Consider the following 25,444-nt stretch of genomic DNA (forward strand, 5'->3'; position numbering starts at 1 on the left):
CCGAGCGGAGTGGACGTGTCACCTCCGGACCTCGAGGTCACTTGGGACGATACAGTCAACCCATGATGACCCGGAGACTGCATATCAAATGGCTGATGTGGGGCGTTGGCCTGGCCGCATACATGCTGGCCCTGATCAACAGGAGCTCGTTCTCGGCCCTCGGGCCCGCGGCCCAGGACCATTTTGGGGCCGAAGCAACGGTTCTGTCCTCATTTCTGGTGCTTCAGCTCGTCGTGTACGCGTTGTGCCAGATCCCTGTGGGCGTGTGCCTGGACCGCTTAGGCACCTCGTGGGTCATCGCTTCGGGCATGTTCCTCATGGCCGTGGGCCAACTCGTCCTGGCCGCGACCAGCCTGATTCCCGTCGCCATTGCCGCCCGTATTCTCCTCGGTGCGGGGGACGCGTGCATCTTCACGTCCGTGGTTCGCCTGGTCGCCGAGTGGTTCACACGGAAGCAGACGCCCCTGGTCAACCAGATCACGGGTCTCGCCGGGCAGGTCGGTCAGCTCGTGGCCGTGGCACCGCTGGCCGCCGTGATCGGCGCTTTCGGGTGGTTCTCGGGGTTCGCGAGCCTGACGGCCATCGGCGTCGTCATCCTTCTCCTGGTCGCGCTCACCATGCGGGACGGCCCCGGGGCCGGAACCATCCTCGAGCGTCTGACCGGCAGGAAAACCGACATCCAGACGGCCGGAACCACGCTCCCGGCCGATACCGGTCCGATCATTCTCACGGAGGTCCTGCCGGTGGTCGGGCCGGGATCAAGCGGTATCCGACCGGCCGTGGTCTCCCTGACGAAACGGCCGGGCGTTCGTCTGGCCTTCTGGGTCCATTTCTCGACCATGTTCGCGCCGGACAGTTTCCTGCTCCTGTGGGGCACCCCGTTCCTGACGGGCGGCTTGGGGTACTCCGACGCCGCGGCCCACACGATCCTCAACATCGCCATCGTGGCTTCCATGGTCGGCGCGCTGCTCTTCGGACCGATTCTCTCCAAGTATTCCGAACACCGTGTGATGCTCGCCCTCGGTGGCGTGCTCGTCATGTTCGCGTCCTGGCTGGTCCTGCTCATCTGGCCCGGTACGGCACCCTTCGGGGTCACCGCCGTGTACGGCGTCATCATGAGCGTCGGGATCCCGCTGTCCATGGTCGCTTTCGACATCGTGCGAACCCACGCACCGAAGCGCCAGCGCGGCGTCGCCACCGGGCTGGTCAACATGGGCGGCTTCAGCGCGGCGCTGATCACCGTGTTGGGCATCGGCCTGGTCCTGGACCTGATGCACGCCGGAACCCCGGACACCTATTCCCTCGAGGGGTTCAAGGCGGCCATGTCCGTGCAGATCCCGTTGTGGGTCCTCGGTGGAACGATGATCCTGATCGAGACCCCGAAGGCCCGTCGGTACCTCCGGGAGCGCGCTCGCTGAGGCAGAGACCCCCTACAGTTCGGCCTGGGCCCCCATGACCGTGGTCCGTTCCGGAGGAAGATGAAGGGCCTGCGTCCGATTTGCCGAGAATTTCTCGAGAAACCGGAACAGGGTCTTCTGCGGCCGCGGCATGCAACTGTCCTGCCCGGGTTCGATGCGGAATACCGAGAGCATGTACATCGCCTCGGACGGATCGAAGCCGAGTTCGGGGTATTCCATGGTCGCCAGTCGAAGCGCCTGGGGGACGTCCTGGGAATCGTTGAATCCGACCTTGCACAGGATTCGCACGATGCCGTTGCCCGGTTCGCCCAGGTGGGTGACCGTGATCCGCTGGTCGGCACGAACATGCGGGACGCCGATGTTCTTCATCGTGATGACGACGCAGTTCTCGTGCAACACGTGATTGGACTCGAGATTTGTCCGGAGCGCCAGGGGAACCGTGGCGGGATTTCCGTGCGGGTACACGGCCAGCCCGGCAACGCGCTGGACGGAGGACTGCGCGAGCTGCTCGGTGAAGGCTTCGATGGGCCCTTCCATCGCGGCCCTCCGGCCCCACATGATGCGTGACCCGCGCTTCCACGTCATCATGACGACGACGAAGCACGCCGCGATGAGCAACGGCAACCAGCCGCCGGAGAAAACCTTGACCGCATTCGCGCCGAACAGCAGAATCTCGAGGCCGCCGACGAAGACCGCCAGCGCCGCGACCTTGGCGAACGGCCATTTCCACACGGCCTGAGCCAGCAGCAGGAACAAGGAGAGTTCGAGCAGCAGGGTCCCTGTCACGGAGAGTCCGTACGCCGCCGCCAGATTTCCGGAGGAACGGAAGACCAGCACGAGCGTGAGGACGCCCAGGAACAACAAGATATTCACGGTGGGCATGTAGATCTGGCCTCCTTGCTCACGGGACGTCTGCACCACGCGCAAGCGGGGAAGCAGGGATGAGCGCGTGGCCTGGCGAGACACCGAGAAAGCACCGGAAATGACCGCCTGGGAAGCGATGATGGTCGCGCAGGCGGCCAGAGCCACGAGAGGGATTCTAGCCCACTGCGGGGCCAGGTTGAAGAACGGGTTGGTGATGGTCGAGGGATTGTCGAGGATCATCGCTCCCTGACCGAGGTAGTTCACGGCCAGGGCGGGGAGCACCAGATACAGCCAACCCAGCATGATGGGCCGCCGGCCGAAGTGGCCCATGTCCGCATAGAGGGCTTCCACGCCGGTCACGGCCAGGACCACCGCTCCCAGAGCGACGAACGCGATGAAGGGCCTGTCCAGGGCGAAGGCGATCGCGTAGGTCGGCGAGAGCGCTCGGAGTACCGAAGGATTCTCGACGATCTTGGGCACGCCCAGAACCAGCAGGACGAGGAACCACACGACCATGACCGGGCCGAAGGCCTTGCCGATCTTGCCGGTGCCCCATCGTTGGGCAACGAAGAGGCCGGTGAGGATCAGTGCGGAAAGCGGAACGATGTACTCGGCGAATCCCGGATCCACGACTTCGATCCCCTCGATCGCGCTCATCACGGAGATGGCGGGCGTGATCAGGGAGTCGCCGTAGAAGAGGGAAGCCCCGATGATGGCGAGGACGACGGCGGCGCCTGCGCGGTGCGACGTCTTGCCGAGTTTGTGTCGGATCAGGGCCGCAAGGGAAAGGATGCCGCCCTCGCCGTGGTTGTCCGCGCGCATGATGAAACCGATGTACGCCAGGGTCACGATGAGCAGCAGGGACCAGATGACCATCGAAATCACGCCCAGGACGTCCTCCGACGTCGCACGGACCGCACCACCGTGAATGCTGAAGACCGTCTGCATCGAGTAGAGGGGGCTGGTCCCGATGTCGCCGAAGACGACGCCCATCGCGGCGACCACGAGAGCGGCGGGCGCCTTGGACCGAGGTCGAGGCGCGTCGAGAGGGAGGGCCATGGTCCGGTTCGTGGCGGCGGCCTCCGGGTGGGGGTCATTGCCCGGGTGCTGGCCATCCTCCGGAAGTGGTTCGTCCTCCGGTGAAGAATCGCTATTTGACGAGGGAAAATGGTTCGAATGAGAACCACATGTCGTATTCACGAAGGATGATTGTGCCACCACCGTGAACGGGCGGCAATGCAGTGATCGACTGTCCGAGTGTGATTTGGGTCAAACTTGTTTCGAATGTGTCGGGCGCCGACCAGCGACAGCAGACCCGGGCAGTACCTGGTTGCGCGTGCCGCCGCCTCGCCGGCCGCGTCCGGGCCCAAGCGTCGCCGTGCCCCAGGCGAGACGGCGTTGCCCACGAAGCCCCATTCCCACGCGAATTCGCCCGGGCCGGCTCGAGTCGGTCGGGCAACAAGATAGGGTAAGAAACCTTCCTCAGATCTTCGCAGTCGACCAGCAGGCAGGCACCACATGACTCCCTCACGCGCCGGGGACGGCCTTCGACTCGTTCCCATGCGACCACGCGATCCTTCCGAGCCGAATCGGGCCGCGAGCACCTTGGAACTCTTCTTCGACCTGGTGTTCGTGGTGGCGGTCAGCACGGCCGCACAGAATCTGCACCACCTGATGAGCGAAGGGGACGTGGTCAACGGCCTGGTCCACTATCTGATGGTCTTCTTCGCGATCTGGTGGGCCTGGATGAATTTCACCTGGTTCGCGACCTCCTTCGACACGGACGACTGGCTGTACAGAGTGGTCACCTTCGTCCAGATGGCCGGAGTGCTGGTTCTGGCCGCCGGGCTGGAGCCTGCCTTCGCCGAGAGCGAGTACACCATCCTGGTCGGTGGGTACGTGGTGATGCGCGTTGCGATGGTTTTCCAGTGGGTCCGTGCGTCTCGTCGCGGGGATGTCGCCTCCCGGGCCGCGCGCTGGTACGCGGCGGGCATCCTCGTGGTCCAGGTGCTGTGGGTCGCCTGGCTGACCATCGATGCGCAGGTGCCGCAGATGGTGGTCTTTGTGATCCTGATGCTCGCGGAGATTTCCGTGCCGGTCGTGGCCGAGACCCGAGGCCGGACCACGTGGCACCCGCACCACATCACCGAACGATACGGATGTTTCACGCTCATTCTGCTCGGGGAATCCTTGGCGGGCTCGGCCAACGCGATCATCGAAGGATTGCACGACACCGAGCACCTGGGCGAGATGATCGCCATGGGAGTTCTGGCCTTCGTGGTGACCGCCGGGTTGTGGTGGGTGTACTTCTGGCCGCCCCACCACCGCGCCATCTCGTCCTTCGCCGAATCGCTACGATATGGCTACTGGCATTACTTCGTCTTCGCAGCCGCGGGGGCGTTTTCGGTCGGCATCGAACTCGAGATCGACGCGCTGTCCGATGCATCGCACATAGCCCCAGTGGCGGCGTCCTACGCCGTGGCGGTCCCGGTCGCGGTACTCCTGGTCGGCATCTGGTGGATCGCGATCAGGAAACACGCGGATCGGCTGGTCAACGCCGCTCTGCCTCTGGGAGCCGTCCTGGTGCTTCTGGACCCGGTGCTTCCACTGCCGGTTGCGGTGACGGCGCTGGTGATCGCTGCGGTCGTCGTCGTCCTGGTGATTCGTGCGCCTCTTCCCGAGCCGCAGGACGCCCGGGACGGCACGGACCCGATTCAGGAAACTCCTGCCGGCGACTCGAGCTGAACCGCGGCCAGCAGCCGCTGGGCGAGTCGCTCGTTGTCCCGGAACACGTGGGCGTCGGTCCCGGGCCGAGTGAAGGCTTCCTCGACCGAGCCCGCGACCGATGGTCCCACCATGAGGAGATCGTCCTGGGGTGCGCCGGAGGCGTCGAGGGCGCGGTTGGTCGCATCGATCAGGAACTTTGCCGCCGCTCCGCCGCTGTTCTCGAGCCTGAGCTCGCCCCGGTCGATGAGATCCCGCAGGAGTTCGTCCTTTGCGCGCTCTGCGCTGATCCTGGCCAATCGCGCGTCGAACAGGCTCGGGGCCGAGACGGTCTCCGGGCAGGAACCCGCCGTCGTCTCGAAGCGTCCGTGGCGCAGCCCGACCTCCGTGTCGGGTCCCAGGAACCTGACCAGTCCGGCCCGGTGGAGGGCAAGCAGGTTCTCGAGCCTCTGCGGCGGGGGACCGGAGGCGATATAGGAGAACAGACCGTGGAACCCGGCGTCGAAATTCTGGATCCTGTCCTCGGCCGAGAAAGCGCCTTGGCTCACGAGTTCACGGACCACGTAGTACGCACCGACGAGGGCATGGAAGCGTGCAGAATCCTGGGACCACGCCGGGTCGGCGGCACGATCGATGTCCTGGCGTACATGCTGGGCGACCGTGTTCTCGACGTCGGTGAGGCTACCGAACTCCATCCCCCGCAGCGGGCGGTCTATCGTGCCGAGATCGTAATGATCCCGCGGGTCGGGCGTGCGATCCCGGGCCCATTCGTCGGTTGCCGCACGGGCAGCGGCAGCATCCTCCGTGCGGCCCTCGAGGAACACAGCGCACCACTCGTCGCCCTTGTCACGCACGTCCTCGATGCCGAAGCCGACGCGCTCCGAGTGCCGATACGCGAGTTCGGAATAGTGGGCAACGAACAACTCCATGTCGACCAGCGGCATGATGTCGTCCTGAACGCTCAGCGCCGCCTCGGCACCGGCGTCTCGCTCCCCGGCCAACGACGCCGCATTGTCTCGCGTCATGTAGCGGGTCGGACCCACACGCATCCCTTCGGGAAGATAGCCGAGCTTGGAGCGGTAGGGAACGCCGCGCCGGGAGCCGACCCACAGGACCGGCTCCCGGCCTGAGGGGACGTACCGCGTCTCCTTGCCCTTCCCGCGGAAGACCCCGCCCCGGTCCTCGGTCAGCATCATCATCGCGTCCACGAAGGCCAGTCCGAACCCGCGTACGAGCACGTCCTGGCCGGGAAGCAAGGAGGACAGATCGACGTCGGCGGTGTATCCGGGAGCGATGTAGGTCAGCCCGTGCCGCTCGGCCGCGGATTTCATGGCCGTGGTGTCCGGATCGTCCATGATTTCGATGAACCCCTGGGCCAGGACCACCACGTCCGCGATGATTTCGTCCTCGCCCGCAGAACCGTCGAGAACGACCCTTCGTCGCCCCTGTGAGGGAACGATTCGGGACGCGGTCGAGCGGTGCACGTGGACGCGCACGTTCTCGGGCATGTGTGCAATGGCGCGGTCGAAGGCCCAGGCCAAATAGGCGGCCTGAACCTGCCGCGGGGCGAAACTGGTCGGGGTCAGACGGTCGGCGTCGGGGCCGAGCCCCCGCCGCTCCAGCTCTTCGCGGCCTTCGCCTGCGACCCAGGTTGCGAGGTCGGGCCCGGTCACGGGGGCGGCGGACAGCGAGGCATCGGAATCCGGAAAGATGGTGACGTCTCGCGCGACGGAGTTCATCCACAGCGTCGGGGACTGCTCGTGTCGCCAAATCCGGCCGCCGCCGACCCGGTACGGGTCGATCACATGGATGTCCAGGGGACCGCCGCGTGAGGAATCCTGACGCAGGGAGGCCGCCAGGGACAGAAGGATTCCTGTGGTCTTCGGGCCGCCTCCCACGAAGACGATCGTGGAGCCCACGTCAGTTCGCCCGCTCGCCACCGGACAGCGCCGCGACTGCGGCGTCGGGCATGGGAGCATCGAGCAGGATCCCCTCGACACCGGCGACGTCCGTGGCCTCAGCAGCAGACTCGACTCCCACCAGCTCATTCGCCTCGTCCACCAAGGCGGACAGGACCGAGGCCGTGGCCTCGCCACGAGCGGTTCTGCCTTCCTCGGTCAACGCCACGGACAGCAGCACCGTCGGCCGGGCAGGACCGGTCGCGACCGCGTCGAGAAGACGTCGACCGGTCTCGGCATCCGTGGACGCATCGGCATCCAGGACGGCGACGTCGGCGAACCGCGCCGCGGCCCGCGCGGAGGCGTCGTCGGAGACCCGGACGAGGACCGGCAACTCGCCGCGCGGCGGCCGAGGCGTGATTGAGGGCCCCTTGACGGTGAATTCGCCGCCGACGGAATCGGTGCCCGTGAAGTCCACGTAGTGCACCTTGTCCCGATCGATGAAGCGGCCCGTGGCTTCGTCCCGGATGACGGCATCGGGTTCCCAGGAGGCCCACAGGCGGTGGACGACGTCGTCGACGTCGCCGGCTTCGTCCCAGACCGCATCCGGACCGGCCGCCGAACGCCTGCCGACGGCCGACGCGGCGGAGGCATCGGTCTGGACCGAGGGGGAGTACCCGGCCCGACCCGTCGAGGCGAAGTCCAGCGTGGCCGTGGCCGTCGAGACGTGAAAGGGCTCGTTGTGGGTGACCGGGACCTCCGGAACCAGTTCGATGTGTTCCGATTGCGGGGCGAGCCACGCCGAGACCGTCAGGGCATCCGCGCCCGAGACGAAGTCATCCCGGAGCACCAGCCACCGGACCGGGAGCTCTCCACCGGCCGTCGAGTCCGCCTGCCGGATGACAGAGGTGAGTGCATTGAATTCCGTGGTCGCCTGCGGGGCAATGGCCACGGCAAGAGGCAAGTTCATGATGTTCTTCCTACTTTCCCACTGGCTGATCTGAGGCTTCCCGCGCGGCCGCCCACTGGCCCGCCGGCGTGGGCCCGGGGAGGCCCATGCTGTCGCGGAGAGTGTCCCCGGGGTACTCGTCCCGATAGACGCCGCGGGCCTGAAGCGCCGGGACCACGGTGTCGACGAATTCATCGAGCCCACCGGGGGTCAGGTGCGGAATCAGGATGAACCCGTCGGCGGCGCGCTCCTGGATGTATTCGTCCATGCTCCCGGCGATTTCGTCGGCAGTGCCCACGAACCCGTGGCGTGTGGAGACCTCGACGACGAGGTCGCGGATCGACAGGTTCTTGTCCCTCGCCAGCCGCCGCCATTCCTCGATCAGGGGGCGCGGGTCCTTGACGTGCTGGACCCTTCCCTGCGAGAGATTCCCCGAACCGTCGTCGGGCTCGATGTCCGGCAGGGGTCCGTTCGGATCGTAGGCGCTCAGGTCCCTGCCCCATTGCCTCTCGAGGAACGCGATCGCACCGGGCCCGGAGACCTGCTGGTAAGCGACCGACCGCGACCGTTCGACGGCGGCCTCGTGGGTGTCACCGATGATGAAGGTGACCCCGGGGTAGACCTTCAGGTCGTCCTCGGACCGCCCGAATCGGGCGAGACGCTCGGTGATGTCGGCGTAGAACGCCTTGCCGTCCTCGAGCGCCGAGTGACGGGTGAAGATGGCGTCGGCATTGGCGCACGCGAAGTCGCGGCCCTCCGGCGAGTCACCGGCCTGGAAGAGAACCGGGTGGGTCTGCGGGCTCGAGGGGACCGGGAAGTTTCCGGAGATCGAGAAGAAATCGGAGGAGAAATCGAAGGGCCCCGCGTCGGAATCCCACATGCTGCGGGCCGCATGGATGAAGTCCACGGCCCTGCGGTATCTGTCCGCACGATCCAGATACCCGCCCCGACGGAAGTTTTCACCGGTGAACGCGTCATTCGTGGTCACCACGTTCCAGCCGGACCGCCCCGCGGAGACGTGGTCCAGAGTCGCCAGCTTGCGTGCCAGGTCGTAGGGCTCGTTGAAAGTCGCGCTGAGAGTCCCCACCAGGCCGAGACGGCGGGTCACGGCGGACAGGGCCGAGAGGACCATGACGGTCTCCGGACGGCCCACGGTGTCCAGGTCGAAGACCTCGCCCTTGTGCTCGCGCAGACGAAGGCCCTCCGCCAGGAACACGAAGTCGAACAGGCCGCGTTCTGCCGCCCGGCTGAAGTGCTCGAAACTGGAAAAGTCTATGTTGGAGCCCGACTGGGGATCCGACCACACGGTGGTGTTGTTGACACCGGGGAAATGTGCCGCAAGGTGCACTTGACGCTGGCTCATCCTGCTCCTCATTCGAAACGTTGGGGGTGAATCTCATTAGGAATTCGGCGAGGGGAGTGGATCTCGTCGTTCCCGACGGTCTGTCTGACTGGAATTTCAGCGTAGGAGCCTTTGGCCGATGCGGGTAAGCACCCTTCACAGTGCGAAACATGACCCCAAGCGTCTCGCGGGGGAAAGCTGTAGATTCGGGAATAACAGAGGTCGCTGCACGCGTTCCCTCAAGCAGAATTCCCACGATCCGATGGAGGAAAAGTGCCAGTACCGAATGACACCAGTGCGAAGTTCGCCGCCTATGCGCATCCGGGACGACTCGTGAGCACGGAGTGGGTCGCGGAGCACGCCAAGGACCCGGACGTTGTGCTCGTCGAGAGCGATGAGGACGTGCTCCTCTACGAGACGGGGCACATCCCTGGCGCGGTCAAGGTCGATTGGCATACGGAGCTCAACGACCCGGTGACGCGTGACTACGTGGATGGAGAGGCCTTCGCGCGGCTCATGTCGGACAAGGGCATCGGCCGGGACTCGACCATCGTGGTCTACGGTGACAAGTCGAACTGGTGGGCGGCCTACGCGCTGTGGGTCTTCACTCTGTTCGGGCACGAGGACGTTCGCCTCATGGACGGCGGACGGGCCAAGTGGATCGAGGAAGGGCGCGACATCACGACCGAGGTTCCTTCGCCGGCTCCCGGTGAGTACCCGGTCGTCGCCCGCGACGACGCGCGCATTCGCGCCTACCTGCCCCAGGTTCGCGAGAGCATCGGAACGGTGCCCATGATCGACGTCCGCAGCGACGACGAATACACGGGTCGCCGGACCCACATGCCGAACTACCCCGAGGAGGGGGCGTTGCGGGGAGGCCACATTCCTACCGCTCGCTCCGTGCCCTGGGCCCGGGCGGCCAACGAAGACGGAACTTTCAAGTCCGCCGACGAACTGCGAACCATCTATCAGCAGGAACTGGGACTCGAACCGAATCAGGACATCATCGCCTACTGCCGCATCGGTGAACGATCGAGCCACACGTGGTTCGTGCTCGAGCACCTGCTCGGCTTCGACAATGTCCGCAATTACGACGGGTCCTGGACGGAATGGGGCAATGCCGTGCGCGTGCCCATCGTTCAGGGCGACGAACCAGGAGAGGCCCCCGCAGCATCATGACCGAGACCGCAACCGAACTCCCCGCAGCGCTCCAGGAGATTGTGGACGAATTCGCGGAACTGCCGCCGCAGGACCGTCTGCAACTCCTCCTGGAATTCAGCAATGGCTTGCCGGAACTGCCGTCCAGGTTTCAGGACCACCCCGAACTTCTGGAGCCGGTTCCCGAATGTCAGTCTCCGATCTTCCTGATCACCGAGGTCGAGGAGGATGACACCGTGCGGTTGTACTTCTCCGCCCCACCCGAGGCGCCGACGACCCGTGGTTTCGCCGGGATCCTCCAGGAGGGGCTCGACGGCGCGTCGGCCGACGTCGTCGCGGGAGTCCCGTCCGACCTGCCGTTGAGGCTCTCCCTCACACAGGCCGTGAGCCCTTTGAGGTTGAATGGGATGAGCGGCATGCTGTCCCGCATCCAGCGCCAGGTAGCCGAGAAGACGAACTAGGCACCATCCATCACCGAGCACAACGACGTCACGAGACAGAGGAATACACATGGCTGAAATCACCTTCAAGGGCAACCCCACGCAGACCTCGGGCGAACTGCCCGAAACCGGGACGACGCCGCCGGCATTCACCTTGGCAGGGACGGACCTCGGCGAGGTCACCGAGAACGATTTCGAGGGGCAGACCATCGTCCTGAACATCTTCCCCTCGGTGGACACCGGGGTCTGTGCGGCCAGCGTCCGCAAGTTCAACGAGGAGGCCGCAGGCCTCGAGAACGTGTCCGTGGTGTGCGTGTCGAACGATCTGCCGTTCGCCCTCGGACGCTTCTGCGGCGCAGAGGGCATCGACAACGTCGTCACGGCGTCGGGTTTCCGCTCGACTTTCGGAGACGACTACGGCGTGCGCATCACCGACGGCCCGATGGAGGGGCTCCTGGCCCGCTCGGTCGTCGTCATCAGCCCGCGGGGCGAAGTCGTGCACACCCAGCTGGTCCCCGAGATCGGTGAGGAACCGGACTACGACTCGGCCATGGCCGCCGCGCGCAGCTAGGCGCCCACCGAACCGGCTTCCGAAGGGCCCGCACCGACGCGCAGCCGTCGTGGCGGGCTCCTCGTTTGCCCAGGCAGCCGCCGAAGTGCGGGGATCGGAGGGCTGGCATTCGTCCCGGACACCGCCGCAACGCACGGATCCGGTGGTAACCTAGGTTGACTTTGGCGTTCGACCCTCGGGGGTATTCGTGTCCAATAGTGACGACAAGCTGGAATCCTTCACATCAGAAGGCCTCAAGCGCGGCCTCCGCAATCGTCATATGCAGATGATCGCGATTGGCGGCGCTATCGGGACCGGTCTCTTCCTCGCCTCCGGCGGCACGATCGCCAGCGCGGGTCCGGGCGGTGCGTTGGCCGCCTACGCCGTGATCGGAGTCATGGTGCTGCTGCTCATGCAGTCACTCGGCGAAATGGCCGCCCACCTTCCCATCGCGGGATCCTTCCAGAGCTACGCGACGCGTTTCGTGAGTCCTTCCTTCGGCTTCGCCATGGGGTGGAACTACTGGTTCAACTGGGCGATCACGGTTGCGGCGGAACTGGTGGCTGCGGGCCTCATCATGTCCTTCTGGCTTCCGGACGTCCCCGGCTGGGTCTGGGCCGGCGTCTTCCTGATCCTTCTCACGACCTTGAACGCCATGTCCTCTCGAGCGTACGGCGAAGGAGAATTCTGGTTGGCTGCGATCAAGGTCGCGGCCGTCATCGTCTTCCTGGCGGCCGGCGTCCTGATGATTTTCGGGATCCTCGGCGGCGATTCTCCGGGCTTCTCGAACTGGACCGAGAAGGAAGCGCCCTTCAACGGTGGTTTCCTGTCGATCATCTCCGTCTTCATGATTGCCGGGTTCTCTTTCCAAGGGACCGAGATGATCGGTGTCGCGGCCGGTGAGGCCGAGAACCCCCGGCGGGACGTCCCCAAGGCCCTGCGCTCGGTCTTCTGGCGCATCATGCTCTTCTACGTCGGCGCGATCATCGTGATCGGTTTCCTGATTCCCTACACCGACCCGAACCTGTTGCGGAGCAACGAATCCGATATCGCGTACTCGCCCTTCACTCTCGTCTTCGAGCGGGCCGGCATCGCCTTCGCGGCCTCGCTCATGAACGCCGTGATCCTCACGGCGATCCTTTCCGCAGGAAACTCCGGACTGTACGCCTCCGCCCGCATGCTGCTGTCGCTGGCGCTGGAGGGCAAGGCTCCGAAGATCTTCCGCAAGGTCAACAAGCGCGGCGTCCCCATGCCTGCTCTGCTCGCGACAGCCTCGGTGGGGCTGGCAGGGTTCATTACGGCCGTCATCGGTGAGGGCGCGGCCTACACGTGGCTGGTCAATATCTCCGGCCTCTCGGGGTTCATCGTGTGGGTCGGGATTGCGGTGTGTCATTACAAATTCAGACGCGCCTACGTCGCCCAGGGCTATGACCTGAAGGATCTTCCGTACAAGGCGCCCCTGTTCCCGCTGGGGCCCATCGTTGCCTTCGTGCTCTGCATCGTGGTGATCCTGGGGCAGAATTACGAGGCCGTGTTCAACGGTGAGCTGTTCCATGTCCTGAGTTCCTACATCGGTCTGCCGGTGTTCCTCCTGGTGTGGCTCGTGCACAAGCTCGTGACCCGTTCGAAGCCGGTGAATCTGATGGACGCCGATGTGCAGTCCCTGCAGCCTCAGAAGAGCAAGGCCTGATCCACCCGACGCCCTGTGGCGGCGCGCGGGCGCGACGGGGCCGGCCGTCGCAAGCGCAACCGGGAGCTCCGACGCGGCGTGACGACGCAGCGGGATGACCTCCGTGGAGACTCCCGGTACCACCCGTGGAGGGTGCACTGGCTCTTGTCGATGGGAATTTCCTGTTGCTAACCTTGGAGTAAGCACAAGGCGGTGCGCCGCAGAGCACGTATACTGCGGCGCCCCGCCTTTTTTGCCTCACTCCTGGATCGACCGGTGGAGCCCGTTGGTCGGAAGAGTGGCGGGTCCTCGGCACCGTCCGGAAGTGAATTCAGTCCGACGTGCTGTCAGGAGGACACGATTGACTACTGAAAGTTCATCTTCTCCGTCGCCCGAGGGGACGGGGTCGCACTCTCCGGACACGGGCCAGTTGCGCTCCGCAGCGATGAGCCAGGAACCTCGCCGCACCGCGCGGCTCAGGGTCATTTCCGCATCGTTGCTCGTGGCTCTCGGCGGGCTCCTCTACGGATACGACACCGGCGTCATTTCCGGAACCCTGGCCCAGATCGCCGACGACTACGGCGTCAGCGAACACGGTGTCACGGCCGAGTTCATCACCTCATTCATTCTTGCCGGTGCCGTGGTCGGAGCCCTGGGGGCGAGCTTCTTCGCCCGTCGTTTCGGGCGTCGGGTGACCATCATGGCGGTGGCCTCGGTCTTCGTGGCCGGCGTCGTTTTCTGCGCCATCTCACCGAACCCCTACGTCATGATGGCCAGCCGCTTCTTTCTCGGCCTCGCCGTCGGCGGGTCGACCCAAACGATCCCGACGTATATTTCCGAGCTGGCGCCCAAGAACAAACGCGGCAGCTACGTGACCTTCTTCAACATTGCGATCGGCGTCGGTATCCTCTCCGCGGCCCTCGTCAACTTCTTTCTCCGCGACGTCGAATGGCACTGGAAGATCGTTGTGGCCGCGATCCCCGCGATCGTGCTGGTGCTTGGCATGATTCCGCTGCCAAAGAGTCCGCGGTGGCTCGTCAGCAAGGGAGAAGTCGATACGGCGACCGAGGTACTCGAATGGGTCCGTCCGAGCGAGAAGTCGGCGAAGAAGGAAATCCGCGAGATCGAGAAGACCCGCCGGGAGGAGCAGCGGCAGGCCGCCAAGAGTGAATGGTCGGCCATGCTGAGCGAGAAGTGGATGCGCCCGGCGATCATCGCCGGCGTCGCCGTGGCCGTCTTCACCCAGATCACCGGGTTGGAAATGATGATCTACTACACCCCGACGCTTCTCACGCACGTGGGTCTGCCGTCCGATATCGGGCTCAGCATCAACGTGATGGTCGGTCTCGTGTACGTGGTCATGACGGCCATCGGTAGGTTCATCGTCGACCGGATGGGCCGCAGGACCCTCATGTTGTGGACCCTGCCCTTCGCCGCCCTGTGGATTGCCCTCTTCGGCCTGACCCTGTTCATGGGAGGCGACCACCCGAACATCCCGCTGATGCTGATCTTCCTCATGCTGTTCATGGTGTTCCAGGCGGGCGGCATCCAGGTGGTCGGCTGGCTCATGGGTTCCGAGCTGTATCCATTGAAAATTCGCACCTCGGCCACGAGCCTTCACGCCATGGCGCTCTGGGGATCGAATCTGGTGGTCACCTCCACCGCCCTGACCTTGGTCAACTTCCTGTCGCCGGGAGGGGCAATGATGGTGTACGCGGCGCTCAACGTGATCGCGTGGATCGTGATCTACTACCGGGTTCCCGAAACCCGGGGGCGTAGCCTCGAGGACATCGAATCGAGCCTCCACGAGGGAGATTTCCTGCCGCTGGAGCGCAAGAGGCTCGCGCGCGAGGGCGCCGAACTGCACTAATCGGCGTACCCCAGCGCCTGATCGCTTGCGGGAAGAGCCCGGAACTGGATTGACTCTCGTCGATGCGGTTTCGGGCTCTTTTGCGGATCGTGACGTGGATTTCAAAGTCTGACAATTGCCCGAGGACTGCCGACTCCTTCCGACTCAAATGCGCAAATATGCGGCAGTGTGACGTAGATGGACATTCTGGCAAAGCGGGTATCCGGCACGTGGCTGGGGGATGAACGCGAGTGAATATCGCGGCGAATCCGTTGCCCCAACCTGGGATCTTCCCTAGCCGTCCGGCGAATCATTGACCGTGGGTGCGCATGTGGATAGATTGAACGCATAAGCCGAAGTCATTTGATTTCGAATGTGGATTGGTAATTTCGTCCAACCAACAAAAGAAGGTAGTGACCATGACCAATAACCAGAACATTGAGTCCCTGCGCAACAGCACGGTGTACGGAAACAATGGCGAGAAGATCGGCAAGGTCGGCGAGATCTATCTCGACGACCAGACCAATGAGCCCACGTTTGCAACCGTCAATACGGGCCTGTTCGGTTCCAAGGAAACCTTTGTTCCGCTGAACCAGGCAGAAGCCTCCGACAAGGGACTGACGGTCCCCTTCGACAAAGAATTCGTCAAGGATGCCCCGAACATCGATGACGATGGCTCCCTGAGCCCCGACGAGGAGCAGCGCATCTACGAGTACTACTCGCTCGATGGCAATGCCTCCGGACGCGGCGACGCATCGGGCCGTGGTGACGAGGACGGCTCCCGCGACGACCAGTCCGCAGACGCACGCGCTGGTCAGAGCGGCGACCAGGGAAACGCTGCCGGAACCGCAGCGGCAGGCACCGCGGCGGCCGGTACGGCTGCTGCGGGGACCGCCGCCGCTGGCACTTCGGCCGCTGGCGGGGCAGACGACCGCGACTCGGCCCAGGCGGGCACGGGACGTCACAGCAGCGGTCAGCCCGAGGCCGCGGACACCCGCGACGGCGTCGCAGACCGGCCCGAAACCGCGGAGAGGTCCGAAGCCGCGGGACAGGCCGGAACCGGCCGCCACGGCGCATCGGACAACGACGTCGTCGCCCACGAGGAGCGTCTGGCCGCGACCGACCAGACCGAGCGCCGTGAAACCGGCCAGGTTCGCTTGCGCAAGCACGTGACCACGGATACGGAAACGGTGGAGGTCCCGGTTCGCCGCGAGGAGGTGCAGGTCGAGCGCACCAAGATCGACCCTGACTCGCCCGAGGCGCACCAGCCGGTCGATGGCAAAGAATTCGGTCAGGACGAAGAAGTTTCGGTCACCGCCTACGAGGAGCGGCCGGTCGTCGACACCGAGACGGTGGCGACCGAGCGCGTTCACGTCGGCAAGCAGTCCCATGAGGAGACCGAGACCGTTTCCGGCGAGGTCCGCAAGGAAGAAATCGAGGTGGACGAGGAAGGCAACCGCCGCGACCAGCGGTAAGGGAGCCGGGATACGTCCCCAACGACAAGTGCCCCGGGGCTCGTGAGGTCGAGCCCCGGGGCACGTGCCGTCCGGCGGACGGCGCGTTGAGGACCTTGCGGTGACAGAATGAACGAGGGCCCCGAATGCCACGGCATTCGGGGCCCTCGGTGTTGTTCGGTCCGTTACTTCGTGAGCCGGGCCAGAATCCCGTTGAGGGTTTCGGACGGGCGCATGGCCGAGTCGGCCTTGGCGTCCTGAGGCCAGTAGTAGCCTCCCAACTCGACGGGGGAGCCCTGGACGTCCAGCAGCTCCTGCGCGATCTTGTCCTCATTGGACTTCAGGCTCTCGGAGATTTCGGAGAAAAGCTCCGCGAGATCCGTGTCCCGAGTCTGTGCGGCCAATTCCTCGGCCCAGTAGGTGGCCAAGTAGAAGTGGCTGCCGCGGTTGTCGATTTCCCCGACCTTGCGCGAGGGGGACTTGTTCTCCTCGAGGAAGGTGCCGGTCGCGGCGTCGAGGGTGTCCGCGAGGATCTGTGCACGATCGTTGCCGGTCGTGCTGGCCAGGTGCTCGAAGGACGCGGCCAGTGCGAGGAACTCACCGAGCGAATCCCACCGCAGGTGGTTCTCTTCAACAAGCTGCTGCACGTGCTTGGGAGCCGAACCGCCCGCACCCGTCTCGAACAGTCCGCCGCCATTGATGAGCGGCACGATGGACAGCATCTTGGCTGAGGTCCCGAGCTCGAGGATGGGGAACAAATCGGTCAGGTAGTCGCGGAGCACGTTGCCGGTCACGGAGATCGTGTCGAGGCCCTGACGGATTCTGTCGATCGAGAACTTGGTGGCATCGATCGGGGAGAGGACGCGGAGGTCCAAGCCCTCCGTGTCCTCGTCCTTGAGGTACTCCTCGACCTTTGCAATGAGGTTCCTGTCGTGGGCGCGTTCCTCATCGAGCCAGAACACGGCGGGCGTGTCCGCATCGCGCGAGCGACGGACGGCCAGCTTGACCCAGTCACGCACCGCGACGTCCTTGGTCTGGCATGCGCGCCAGATGTCGCCGGTCTCGACCTCGTGGGAGATCAGAACCTCTCCTGCGGAGTTCAGAACCTCGACGACGCCCTTGCCCTCGATCTCGAAGGTCTTGTCGTGGGAACCGTATTCCTCGGCCTTCTGGGCCATCAGGCCGACGTTGGGGACCGACCCCATGGTCGTCGGATCGAAGGCTCCGTTGTCGCGGCAGTCCTCGATCACGGCCTGGTACACGCCCGCGTACGAGGAGTCCGGGAGCACCGCGAGGGTGTCGTGTTCGTCGTCGTCGGCGCCCCACATGTGGCCGGAGGTGCGGATCATGGCTGGCATGGACGCGTCCACGATCACGTCCGAGGGAACGTGCAGATTGGTGATGCCCTTGCGGGAGTCGACCATCGCCAGAGACGGGCCTTCCTCGAGTCCGCGCTCGATTCCCTCCTTGACGCCTCGGGCGGTCTCCTCGTCGAGGAGATCCAATCCGTTCAGAATCGAGGCCAGACCATTGTTGGGGGAGAGGCCGGCGGCGGCGAGCTTGTCGCCGTAGGTCTCGAAGACGTCCGAGAAGTACGCCTTGACCGCGTGACCGAAAAGGATCGGATCGGAGACCTTCATCATCGTCGCTTTGAGGTGAACCGAGAAGAGGACATCCTCCTCGCGTGCACGCGCAACCTGGGCGGCCAGGAACTCATCCAGAGCGGCCGCGCGCATCACCGTGCCGTCGACGATCTCGTCCTTGAGGACCTTCAAACCGTCCTTGAGGACCTTCTGCGTTCCGTCCTCGCCGGTGAAGCGGATCGTCAGGGTGTCGTCCGAGGGCATGATCACGGACTGTTCGTTGGACTTGAAGTCGTCGGCACCCATGGTCGCGACGTTGGTCTTGGAGTCCTTCGACCAGGCGCCCATGGTGTGCGGGTTCTTCCTGGCGTAGTTCTTGACCGACTGCGGGGCACGGCGGTCCGAGTTGCCCTCACGCAGCACGGGGTTGACGGCAGATCCCTTGACCTTGTCGTAGCGAGCCCGGGCATCGGCGTCCGCATCGGACTTGACCTCGTCGGGGTAGTCCGGCAGGTCGTAGCCGTCAGCCTGAAGTTCCTTGATGGCGGCCTTGAGCTGGGGCACGGAAGCCGAGATGTTCGGCAACTTGATGATGTTGGCCTCGGGGGTCTTGGCAAGCTCTCCCAATTCGGCCAGGGCATCATTGACTCGCTGGTCCTCGGGCAGGACATCGTTGAACTGGGCGAGGATGCGGCCGGCGAGCGAGATGTCCCGGGTCTCGATATCAACGCCAGCGCTGTTCGCGTACGCCTCCACGATGGGCTTGAATGAGTAGGTCGCCAGCAGCGGCGCTTCGTCGGTGTGGGTGTAGATGATCTTCGACATGAGTTTTCGGCGTACTCCCTGCTTGATTTCGAGGGTTATTTCCACGGGCCAATATACCGGACCCGCCGGTTCGAGCCTCATCGATGAACCGGTTGATGACGCCTCGCGCCATGGCCGTCGAGCTCGTGGCCGAAGTGCGGTACCGCGGGATACAGGTGCAGAAGACCTCCACGACCGAACGAGTTCCGATGAAACGCGGCGTCGTCCGGCCCCTCGTGGGGCAACAAGGTGGGGGTCATGCCACGAATCACCGTTTCAGCAGTTGTCGTGACGGACCAGCAGGGGCGGGTCCTGACCGTTCGCAAGCGCGGAACCCACAGCTTCATGTTCCCCGGAGGCAAACCCGAGCCGCACGAATCGGCGCTCGACGCCGCCGTTCGGGAAGTCCGTGAGGAGCTCGGTGTGGACATCCCGCGGCCGGGGCTCGAGTATTTGGGCAGGTGGGAGACCCAGGCGGCCAATGAAGCAGGGCCTGAGCTGGTGGGCGAGGTCTTCCTGTGGAACCACGCCGGGGCAGACGACGATCTGGCCGGCATTTCTCCTCGGGCGGAGATCGAAGAACTGCGATGGAGCCGCCCGGAAGAGTCTCTTCAGGACAGTGACATTGCACCGCTGACCCGTGAGCGCGTTTTCCCTCTTCTGATCGAGCGGTCCGAGCGGAGTGCGTGAGCGCGTTCGAAGCACGGGGTGAGGAAGACAGTCATGGGAGCGCCCGGCGGGAGGGGACCCTCCCCGCGTCGCGGGTTTCGCGGACACCTGACACGGAGCGCCGGCTGCGGAGAACTCTCCACGGCCGGCGCGTTATTGTCCGCTCAGGTCACGGGCTTGTGGTCACGAGGGTGACTACTTCCTCGTGCGACGATCGAGGTAGTAGGAGATCAGCCCCTTGGTCGAGGAGTCCTCCTGGTCGAGGGCTGCGGTGTCGCCGCCTACCGCGGGGGCCAGGTCCTTGGCCAACTGTTTGCCGAGTTCCACGCCCCACTGGTCGAAGGAGTCGATGCCCCAGATCGTGCCCTGCACAAAGGTGATGTGCTCGTAGAGGGCGATCAGCTGGCCCAGGACCGACGGTGTCAGTTCGGGTGCCATGATCGACGTCGTCGGCCGGTTTCCGGAGAAAACTCGGGCCGGGACAACGGCCTCGTCGGTTCCTTCCGCCCGGACCTCGTCAGCAGTCTTGCCGAAGGCCAAGGCCTTGGTCTGGGCGAAGAAGTTTGCCAGGAAGAGCTCGTGTACGTCCGTATCGCCGTCCTTGACGGGATGGCTGGGATTCGCGAAGGCGATGAAGTCGGCCGGTATCACCCGGGTGCCCTGGTGAATCAGCTGATAGAAGGCGTGCTGGCCGTTCGTGCCCGGTTCGCCCCAGAAGATTTCACCGGTCTGGGTCGTCACGGGGGTGCCGTCCCACCGAACCGACTTGCCGTTGGACTCCATGGTCAGCTGTTGCAGGTAGGCAGGGAAGCGGTGAAGGTGCTGATCGTAGGGGAGCACGGCGTGCGACGACGCGTCGAAGAAATTGACGTACCAGACGTTGAGGAGCCCCATGAGGATCGGGAGGTTCTTCTCCGCGGGCGCCGTCCGGAAGTGCTCGTCCATCGCTTGGAATCCACCGAGGAATTCTTCGAATGCGTCCGGGCCCAGGACGATCGCCAGAGACGTTCCGATCGCGGAGTCCACGGAATAGCGGCCTCCTACCCAGTTCCAGAAACCGAAGGCGTTCTCCGGATCGATCCCGAAGGCCTCCACCTTGTCGAGGGCCGTGGAGACGGCAACGAAGTGTTTGGCGACCGCCTCATTGTCCGAGCCTTCGTGGGCTCCGGACTCCTTGAGCCGATCGAGCAGCCACGTCCTGCAGACGCGAGCATTCGTGAGCGTCTCCAGCGTGCCGAAGGTCTTCGAGGCGACGATGAAAAGAGTGGTCTCGGGGTCCAGATCGGCGACGGTCTCGGCCGCGTCCGTGGGATCGATGTTCGAAATGAACCGGGCGGTCAAGCCGTCCTGGGCGAAAGTCTTCAGCGCCTCGTACGCCATGACCGGGCCGAGGTCGGATCCGCCGATACCGATATTGACCACGGTCTCGATGGGGCGGCCGGTGATTCCCGTCCACTCTCCGGATCGAACTCGATCCGCGAAGTCGTAGACCTTGGCGAGGACCTCGTGGACGTCCTCGTCGATGTCCTGACCATCAACTCTCAGGCTCGGTTCGCTTCCCTCCGGGCGCCGCAGGGCGGTGTGAAGGACGGCCCGGTCCTCGGTGACGTTGATGTGCTCACCAGCGAACATGCTGTCGCGTCGACCTTCGACGTCGGCCGCATTGGCCAGCTGCAGGAGCAGCTCGCGTGTGCGCGGGGTCAGAAGGTTCTTCGAAAGGTCGGCGACGAGGTCTCCCGCCTGAACGGTGAACTCCTCGGCCCGGTCCGGGTCCTCGTTGAACCAGGTCCTCAGGTCGGGCGCCAGCTCGGCCTTGTGCTGCTCAAGCTCCTTCCACGGGTCGGTGGAGGTGATGTCGGGAATCTGTGGTGCACTCATGCCCCCTATTGTCCTATGGCGGGCCCGGATATTCCACAGGTACGTCGTTGTCGGACAGGGAGTCGAGGCGCTGGAGCGGGGTCGTCCTGCCGCCGGAAAGTTGACACTCTTGTCGAACTGCCGGGTATTCTATTGGTAAGTGTGCTTGCATTATGCAAGCGTCACCCATCGATCATTTGTGGCATATGTCACTGAGTTGTTCCGGTGGGGCGAAAACTCACTTGCACGCATTACTTGATGAGGTACGCAAAGAGGATTGTATGGCTAACTTTTTGACCAGAAAACCTGACATACGGGTCGGGGGAGTGCCCGACCGCCTGCGTGAGAAGATGAAGCGCGGCGCGATCGACAAGCGAGTTTTCATCCCAGCAGCCATCGTGATGGCTCTTTTTATTGGCATCACTATGCTTTTTCCCCACCAGGCCAATGAGGTCTTCGGGGCGCTCCAGACGGACGTCATCGGATACTTCGGCTGGTATTACACCGCCATTGTGGCCATTTTCGTGGTTTTTGCCCTGTATCTGGGGTTCAGTCGGCTGGGCGACATCAAATTGGGTCCGGACGATTCCACGCCGGATTATTCCTTCATGACCTGGCTGGCATTCCTGTTCGCGGCCGGTATGGGTATCGGACTGGTGTTCTACGGCGCCTCCGAGCCGATTGCCCACTACGCGTCGCCTCCGCCCGAGGTCGGCGGGTCGAAGGAGCAGCTGGCACAGCAGGGCATGTCCTGGAGCTTCCTCCACTGGGGTCTGCACCCGTGGGCCATTTACGTGATCGTCGGAATGGCCATCGCCTATTCCGCCCACCGGAAGAAGCTCCCGCTCTCCATCCGCTTCTCGCTCAAGCCGTTGCTCGGTGACCGGATCAGCGGAGTCTGGGGGGACATCATCGACATCGTCGCCCTGGTGGGCGTGCTCTTCGGCGTGGCGACGTCGATGGGTCTCGGCGTCATGCAGATCGCCTCCGGCCTGGGATTCCTCAACATCGATGCCACCGGCAATCTGGGATACACGATGATCATCGTCGTGCTGTCCGCGGTGACGCTGTTCTCCGTGGTCACCGGCCTGGAGAAGGGCATGAAGTGGTTGTCCAACGGCAACCTGGTGCTGGCGGCCATCATCGCCCTGTTCGTGCTCGTCATGGGTCCGACGATCTTCCTGCTCCGCGAGTTCGTCCAGGCCATCGGCCACTACCTGCAGCACGTCATCGAGATGACGGCCTCGACCTTCGCCTTCGACGGTTCCGAAGGGCAGGAGTTCGCGGGAACCTGGACCACCTTCTACTGGGGCTGGTGGATTTCCTGGTCGGCCTTCGTGGGCATGTTCATCGCCCGAGTGTCCCGCGGACGCACGGTGCGTGAATTCGTCCTGGCGGTTCTCCTGATCCCCGCTGCGATGTCCTTCTTCTGGTTCTCCGTGATGGGCGGCACCGCGCTGCACACCGAGCTCTTCGGCAAGGGTGGACTCGTCGACCTGGAGAGCGAAGGCGTCCTGTTCACGATGCTGCAGGACCTGCCGGCCTCCGGGGTGCTGATTTTCGGATCGGTCATCCTGATCATCGTGTTCTTCGTGACCTCAGCCGACTCCGGCGCATTGGTCCTGGGTATGATCTCGTCTTCAGGATCGCCGAACCCCAAGACCTGGGTTCGGGTCTTCTGGGTCCTGATCGCGGGTGGAACCGCGACCGCCCTGCTCTGGGCCGGCGGCGAGAACTCGTTGAATGCGATTCAGACGATCTCGATTCTCACGGCGTTGCCGTTCTCGATCGTCATCGTGTTCATGTGCATCTCGCTGTTCAAGTCCTTGCAGGCCGAACACCGGTTGTTCATCCGGGCCCAACGTCGCCAAGTTCGCAATGAGCTGGCGGACGAGATCTCGGAGAACGTGAACAGTCAGGTCGAAGCCAGCTTCTCCCAGCTCGAGGAGCAGTGGAATGACCGGATGGAGGCCGAGGCCGCCGAAGCCGCGGAGAACGCGGTGGAGGCCCGAACGGGAATGACCACCAAGGTCGCCGGCAAGAAGAAGAAATCCGGAAAGCTGCCGTGGAGGTCGTTCGACGACTGATCGCGGCGCTCGCCGTCCGCTCGTTCCATCGATCACCTGATGGGAAGGCCCGTCCCCGAGGCAAGGGGGCGGGCCTTTCGTGTGTCCAGTGGGATCGCCGGGTTGAGACGTCGCACGGGCGGCGATCCGGTCGCGCATGAACACGAACCTCGTTGAACCTTGGGGGTCGCATGGAATCGCTTCGACACGCCGGGAAATTCCTCGCCCGCCCCGATGTCGCGCGGTATGGCGCCTGTCTCGTGGCCCGATCACACCCGGGAAACCGCGTGGTTACAAATGCGCAACAGTTGTGGTCTACACTTCTTTCATACGTGTCATGCATCACAACTTTCGCCTAGTCAGCGTGAGGCTGGCTCTCTTCGCCAGGGGTGCATCGACCGCGTTTGTCACACTGATCAATCACTCCTAGGAGGAGAAATGCGATTTTCGCGCATTTCCACATTCGCGAGCGTGGCGGCGATCTCCGTTCTCGCTCTCTCCGGCTGCGGGGGGCGGCACCGCGGGCGGCGGAGAAACAGATTCTTCCGCGATCATCACCGCTGACAGCGTCGAACCCCAGAACCCCCTGGTCCCGACCAACACATCCGAAAACGGCGGCGGCGTCGTCGTCGGCAGCATCTTCAGCGGTCTGATCGCCTACGACGAGGACGGCAAGCCGCAGAACGACCTGGCGGACTCGATCGACTCCGACGACAACCAGAACTGGACCATCAAGATCAAGAAGGACAAGAAGTTCACCAACGGCGAGCCGGTCACCGCCCAGAGCTTCGTCGACTCGTGGAACTACGGTGCGGCCGTCAAGAACGCACAATCCGGCGCGAACTTCTTCAGCCCGATCGAGGGATACGACGACGTGTCCAAGGAAGGCTCCGAAGAGGACAAGATGTCCGGACTCCAGGTCGTGGACGACAACACCTTCACCGTCAAGCTGAAGTCCCCGCAGTCCGACTTCAACCTCCGGCTCGGATATTCGGCGTATGTGCCGATGCCCGAATCCGCTTTCAAGGACATGAAGGCCTTTGGCGAGAACCCGGTGGGGTATGGCCCGTACAAGATGGCCAAGGAAGGTGCCTGGCAGCACAACACCCAGATCGACCTGGTCAAGAACGACGACTACGACGGCCCGCAAAAGGCCAAGAACGGTGGCGTCACCTTCAAGCTCTACCAGAACCCGGACACCGCCTATCAGGACCTTCTGGCCAACAACCTCGACGTCCTGCAGCAGATCCCGACCTCGGCCCTGGGCAATTACAAGGACGATCTGGGCGACCGCAGCCTGGACGAACCGTATGCAGGCAACCAGACCATTGCGATTCCGTACTACCTCAAGAACTGGAGCGGCGAAGCCGGCAAGCTGCGTCGTCAGGCCCTGTCGATGGCCATCGATCGTGATGAGGTCATCAAGGTGATCCTGAACGGTACCCGGAAGCCGGCAACCGACATGACGGCACCCGTGCTGGAAGGCTACAAGGGCGACGTCAAGAACTCGGAGAACACCAAGTTCGACAAGGACAAGGCCAAAGAGCTCTGGGAGCAGGCCGAGAAGATCCAGCCCTATGACACGTCCGAGAAGTTCACCGTCGCCTACAACGCCGACGCCGGCGGCCACAAGAAGTGGGTCGACGCCGTGACCAACCAGATCAAGAACAACCTGGGCATCGAGGCCGAAGGCAAGTCCTACTCGACCTTCAAGGAGGTCCGCACCGATGCGACCTCCGGCAAGCTGACCGGCGCGGTCCGTTCCGGCTGGCTGGGCGACTACCCGTCGCTCTACAACTTCATGGAGCCCACCTACACGAAGGGCGCCAACTCGAACGACTCCAAGTACGACAACCCGGAGTTCGAGAAGAAGTTGGACGAAGGCCTCCAGGCGAAGGACAAGAACGCGGCGAACAAGGCCTTCCAGGAAGCGGATTCGATGCTCCTCGAGGACCTTCCCGCGATTCCGTTGTGGTACCAGCAAGCCAACATGGGGTGGTCGGAGAGCGTTTCGAACGTCAAGGCGTCCTGGAACGGCACTCCGATGTACTTCGACGTGGAGAAGTCCTCGTGACCCTGCCGGAAACGGCCTGACAAAACAGCAGATGGAGGGCCGCCCGGCGGCCCTCCATCTCCTCTTCCCCTCAGAG

The 25,444-nt window shown here is 64.1% G+C and carries 17 protein-coding genes; 11 read left to right on the plus strand and 6 right to left on the minus strand.

The genetic code is table 11. The features are described from left to right. Positions 1 to 41 precede the first annotated feature (41 nt). Complete coding sequence (locus ACTSLZ_RS06190; protein WP_443096038.1) at positions 42 to 1,418, plus strand: MFS transporter; 1,377 nt, start codon at positions 42 to 44, stop codon at positions 1,416 to 1,418. 12 nt (positions 1,419 to 1,430) lie between these two features. Here the strand turns inward: ACTSLZ_RS06190 and ACTSLZ_RS06195 are convergent, their stop codons facing one another. Then, positions 1,431 to 3,341 (minus strand): potassium transporter Kup, encoded by a 1,911-nt coding sequence (locus ACTSLZ_RS06195; protein WP_443096039.1) that lies wholly within the window; start codon positions 3,339 to 3,341, stop codon positions 1,431 to 1,433. A gap of 459 nt (positions 3,342 to 3,800) precedes the next feature. Here ACTSLZ_RS06195 and ACTSLZ_RS06200 point away from each other — a divergent pair, with 459 nt between their 5' ends. Next, entirely contained in the window at positions 3,801 to 5,027 is a 1,227-nt protein-coding gene (locus ACTSLZ_RS06200) for a low temperature requirement protein A (protein WP_443096040.1), read from the plus strand. Here ACTSLZ_RS06200 and ACTSLZ_RS06205 read toward each other — a convergent pair. The 3 genes from ACTSLZ_RS06205 to ACTSLZ_RS06215 are packed head-to-tail and all read right to left on the minus strand — an operon-like array spanning position 4,997 to position 9,216. Then, positions 4,997 to 6,925 (minus strand): FAD/NAD(P)-binding protein, encoded by a 1,929-nt coding sequence (locus ACTSLZ_RS06205; RefSeq protein WP_443096041.1) that lies wholly within the window; start codon positions 6,923 to 6,925, stop codon positions 4,997 to 4,999. The genes ACTSLZ_RS06200 and ACTSLZ_RS06205 overlap by 31 nt on opposite strands. A gap of 1 nt (position 6,926) precedes the next feature. Beyond that, the gene (locus ACTSLZ_RS06210; protein WP_443096042.1) at positions 6,927 to 7,874 is read right to left on the minus strand and encodes an LLM class flavin-dependent oxidoreductase; all 948 of its coding nucleotides are present in this window, start codon (positions 7,872 to 7,874) and stop codon (positions 6,927 to 6,929) included. 10 nt (positions 7,875 to 7,884) lie between these two features. Beyond that, complete coding sequence (locus ACTSLZ_RS06215) at positions 7,885 to 9,216, minus strand: LLM class flavin-dependent oxidoreductase (RefSeq protein WP_443096043.1); 1,332 nt, start codon at positions 9,214 to 9,216, stop codon at positions 7,885 to 7,887. Positions 9,217 to 9,468: 252 nt separating this feature from the next. On the opposite strand from ACTSLZ_RS06215, the gene ACTSLZ_RS06220 reads away from it, so the two are divergent. The 6 genes from ACTSLZ_RS06220 to ACTSLZ_RS06245 all read left to right on the plus strand — a co-directional run bounded on the left by ACTSLZ_RS06220 (position 9,469) and on the right by ACTSLZ_RS06245 (position 16,336). After that, entirely contained in the window at positions 9,469 to 10,374 is a 906-nt protein-coding gene (locus tag ACTSLZ_RS06220) for a sulfurtransferase (RefSeq protein ID WP_129314057.1), read from the plus strand. After that, positions 10,371 to 10,814 carry a SufE family protein gene (locus ACTSLZ_RS06225; RefSeq protein ID WP_178979603.1) on the plus strand — a complete coding sequence of 148 codons (444 nt, stop codon included), beginning with the start codon at positions 10,371 to 10,373 and terminating at the stop codon, positions 10,812 to 10,814. Before ACTSLZ_RS06220 ends, ACTSLZ_RS06225 begins: the two co-directional genes overlap by 4 nt. A 49-nt stretch (positions 10,815 to 10,863) precedes the next feature. Further along, entirely contained in the window at positions 10,864 to 11,364 is a 501-nt protein-coding gene (tpx, locus tag ACTSLZ_RS06230; protein ID WP_129314059.1) for a thiol peroxidase, read from the plus strand. 259 nt (positions 11,365 to 11,623) lie between these two features. Then, entirely contained in the window at positions 11,624 to 13,033 is a 1,410-nt protein-coding gene (locus tag ACTSLZ_RS06235) for an amino acid permease (RefSeq protein WP_443096103.1), read from the plus strand. Positions 13,034 to 13,373: 340 nt separating this feature from the next. After that, complete coding sequence (locus ACTSLZ_RS06240; protein WP_443096044.1) at positions 13,374 to 14,882, plus strand: sugar porter family MFS transporter; 1,509 nt, start codon at positions 13,374 to 13,376, stop codon at positions 14,880 to 14,882. A 398-nt stretch (positions 14,883 to 15,280) separates the two neighbouring features. Then, the gene (locus ACTSLZ_RS06245) at positions 15,281 to 16,336 is read left to right on the plus strand and encodes a PRC and DUF2382 domain-containing protein (protein ID WP_443096045.1); all 1,056 of its coding nucleotides are present in this window, start codon (positions 15,281 to 15,283) and stop codon (positions 16,334 to 16,336) included. A gap of 164 nt (positions 16,337 to 16,500) precedes the next feature. Here the strand turns inward: ACTSLZ_RS06245 and ACTSLZ_RS06250 are convergent, their stop codons facing one another. Then, positions 16,501 to 18,723 (minus strand): NADP-dependent isocitrate dehydrogenase, encoded by a 2,223-nt coding sequence (locus ACTSLZ_RS06250; protein ID WP_443096046.1) that lies wholly within the window; start codon positions 18,721 to 18,723, stop codon positions 16,501 to 16,503. A gap of 237 nt (positions 18,724 to 18,960) precedes the next feature. Between ACTSLZ_RS06250 and ACTSLZ_RS06255 the strand changes: the two genes are divergently transcribed. Further along, on the plus strand, positions 18,961 to 19,392 hold the full coding sequence (locus tag ACTSLZ_RS06255; RefSeq protein WP_443096047.1) for an NUDIX hydrolase: 432 nt from the start codon (positions 18,961 to 18,963) through the stop codon (positions 19,390 to 19,392). A 174-nt stretch (positions 19,393 to 19,566) separates the two neighbouring features. Here ACTSLZ_RS06255 and pgi read toward each other — a convergent pair whose 3' ends face one another. Continuing rightward, a complete protein-coding gene (pgi, locus tag ACTSLZ_RS06260) occupies positions 19,567 to 21,249 on the minus strand; it encodes a glucose-6-phosphate isomerase (protein ID WP_443096048.1) in 1,683 nt (560 codons plus the stop codon). Positions 21,250 to 21,509: 260 nt separating this feature from the next. On the opposite strand from pgi, the gene ACTSLZ_RS06265 reads away from it, so the two are divergent. Both ACTSLZ_RS06265 and ACTSLZ_RS06270 read left to right on the plus strand, forming a co-directional pair. Next, the gene (locus ACTSLZ_RS06265; RefSeq protein WP_443096049.1) at positions 21,510 to 23,315 is read left to right on the plus strand and encodes a BCCT family transporter; all 1,806 of its coding nucleotides are present in this window, start codon (positions 21,510 to 21,512) and stop codon (positions 23,313 to 23,315) included. A gap of 709 nt (positions 23,316 to 24,024) precedes the next feature. After that, positions 24,025 to 25,368, plus strand: a complete 1,344-nt coding sequence (locus ACTSLZ_RS06270; protein ID WP_443096104.1) for a peptide ABC transporter substrate-binding protein — start codon at positions 24,025 to 24,027, stop codon at positions 25,366 to 25,368. Positions 25,369 to 25,444 lie beyond the last annotated feature (76 nt).

The sequence above is a fragment of the Rothia koreensis genome (assembly GCF_052232265.1).
Taxonomy (GTDB): domain Bacteria; phylum Actinomycetota; class Actinomycetes; order Actinomycetales; family Micrococcaceae; genus Rothia; species Rothia koreensis.